Here is a 2,461-nt window from a genome sequence, read left to right as displayed (position 1 = left end):
GAGGCCTTGTCGCTCTCCACGGTGATCAGGCTCTGCTCGGGCTTGATGGTGTCGCCGGGCTTGACCAGCAGCTCGATGACGGTGACTTCGGCGAAGTCGCCTATGTCGGGGACCTGGATGTCGATGGATGCCATGTGTCGTCTCGCTTCTTATTTCGTCTTCAACTTGACGGTGAATACTTCGATCGGTCCGGCGGAGTTCTTGTCGAACTCGCACCCGGCATGAACGCCGATGGCGGCCAATTCACGAGCGGTCTTGGCGCTACCCCAGGTGGCGTGCATGGCGCCGAGCGCAAAGGCCCGCCCCGAACCAATGCCCCAGAACTCATTGAATTCAAACACTTCACGATAGCTGTACAGGCCGTAAATACCGGTGGCATTGGCAATCAGCACGCTGAACTGGCTTGACTCATACGGGTCGTTGTCGTCTTCCTTGGTCTGCAGGAAAAACGTTTCTTTCAGCAACGGATGCAGCCGGGTGAACGTGTCAAACACCTCGTCCTTGCTGCCCAGTTTGAGCTGGTCCTTGGGCAAGGCGGTCATCGCCTTGCGCAACACGGGAAAGTGCGCCACGGTGCCCGCCACCCCAACGTAACTCACACCCGCCGGCGTATCCAGCTTGAACAGCTTGCTGTTGGGCTCGAACCGGTGGCTCAGGCGCGTGTCGCCAAAGGTGATCAGCGTGTCAGCCGCAATCGCCACGTGGCCGGCCTTCTTGACCACGACCACGGTCGTCACAACGAATGCCCCGTGTTCGTCATAGCAGCACCCGGCGGAAGTCACCCAGGATCTGGCCCAGATAGACGTTGAAACGCGCCGCCGCCGCGCCATCGACCACGCGATGGTCCCAGCTCAGCGAGAGCGGCAGCATCAGGCGCGGCTGGAAGGCCTTGCCGTCCCACACCGGCTGGATGCCGGACTTGCACACACCCAGAATCGCCACCTCGGGCGCGTTGATGATGGGCGAGAAGTAACGTCCGCCAATGCCGCCCAGGCTCGAGATCGTGAAGCAGGCGCCTGACATTTCGGCCGGACTGAGCTTGCCGTCACGTGCTTTCTTGGCCAGCTCGCTCATCTCCTGCGAGATTTGCATGACGCCTTTTTTATCGGCGTCCTTGATCACCGGCACCATCAGGCCATTGGGCGTGTCGGCCGCAAAGGCAATGTGAAAGTATTGCTTCAGGACGATCTGGTCACCGTCGATGCTGGCGTTGAATTCGGGGAATTTCTTGAGCGCGGCGACGCAGGCCTTGATCAGGAAGGCCAGCATGGTGACCTTGATGCCCGACTTCTCGTTTTCCTGGTTGGTGGAGACGCGGAAGGCCTCCAGGTCGGTGATGTCGCAGTCATCGTGGTTGGTGACGTGCGGAATCATGACCCAGTTGCGGTGCAGGTTGGCGCCGCTGATCTTCTTGATGCGCGACAGCGGCTGACGCTCGACCGGACCGAACTTGGTGAAGTCCACCTTGGGCCATGGCAGCAGGTCAAGCCCTGCGCCGCCACCGGTGGCTGCGGGTGCCTTGGCCACCTGGGCTTCGGTGCGGATGGCGCCCGTCATCACCGCCTTGGTGAAGGCCTGGACGTCGTCGGGTGTGATGCGGCCCTTGTAGCCCGTTCCCTTGATTTCAGCCAGCGGAACGCCGAGTTCACGGGCAAATTTTCGTACCGACGGCGAGGCGTGCGGCAGGTCGCCGCGCGGCGCCACGGTGGGTTCATGGGCGGGTACTGCTGCCGGCAACGAGGCGGTAGCAGTTGCAGTTGCAGTTGCAGTTGCCGCTGGCGCGGCTGCAGCCACGGCGTGGGGCGCAGCGGCTGGTGCCGCAACGGCAGCCGCAGGGGCCACAGCACCTTCCACAATAGCCAGCAAATCTCCGATATTGACGATGTCGCCCAGCTTGACCTTGAGCTCCTTGAGTACACCGGCGGCCGACGACGGGATTTCCATCGAGGCTTTGTCGGACTCGACCGTGATCAGCGACTGCTCGGCCATGATGCTGTCGCCGGGCTTGACCAGAATCTCGATGACCGACACATCCTTGAAGTCGCCAATGTCGGGCACATGCACTTCGACCGGGCCGCTGGCGGCGGCAGGCGCTGCCACCGGGGCCGCCGCTGGCGCTGGCGCTTCTGGCGCGGCAACCGCTTCTGTTTCAGTAGCTGCCGGGGCAGATGCAGCGGGCGCCAAAGCCTGTTTTGGCTCAGATTCAGCGGCGCCGGCCACGTCCAGTGTCAGCACGACCGAGCCCTGCTTGACCTTGTCGTCGAGCTTGACCTTGATCTCCTTGACCACGCCCGCATGGCTGGACGGAATTTCCATCGAGGCCTTGTCGGACTCGACCGTGATCAGCGACTGTTCGGCCTTGACGCTGTCGCCGGGCTTGACCAGCAGTTCGATGACGGTGACTTCGGCGAAGTCGCCGATGTCCGGGACTTTGATGTCGATAAGTGCCATGTGTCTCTTT

Annotated in this window: 3 protein-coding genes; all 3 read right to left on the bottom strand. The window is 62.1% G+C overall.

The window, feature by feature from the left end; all coding sequences use genetic code 11:
* A partial coding sequence (locus Q7T10_RS12835; protein WP_304748796.1) for a biotin/lipoyl-containing protein occupies nt 1–134 on the bottom strand: 134 nt, incomplete at its 3' end.
* A 15-nt stretch (nt 135–149) separates the two neighbouring features.
* Entirely contained in the window at nt 150–737 is a 588-nt protein-coding gene (locus tag Q7T10_RS12830; RefSeq protein ID WP_304748791.1) for an MFS transporter, read from the bottom strand.
* A gap of 19 nt (nt 738–756) precedes the next feature.
* The gene (gene aceF / locus Q7T10_RS12825) at nt 757–2,451 is read right to left on the bottom strand and encodes a dihydrolipoyllysine-residue acetyltransferase (protein WP_304748793.1); all 1,695 of its coding nucleotides are present in this window, start codon (nt 2,449–2,451) and stop codon (nt 757–759) included.
* Between the last annotated feature and the right edge of the window lie 10 nt (nt 2,452–2,461).

This window comes from Rhodoferax sp. (assembly GCF_030646845.1).
In the GTDB taxonomy this organism is placed as follows: Bacteria; Pseudomonadota; Gammaproteobacteria; order Burkholderiales; family Burkholderiaceae_C; genus Rhodoferax.
The sequence above is the reverse complement of the archived record's forward strand: the minus strand, read 5'-3'. Positions and strand labels throughout refer to the sequence as shown.

Coding starts and splice junctions, on each gene's coding strand:
- aceF (WP_304748793.1), bottom strand. CDS start 2,451: ATGGCACTTATCGACATCAAAGTCCCGGACATCGGCGACTTCGCCGAA.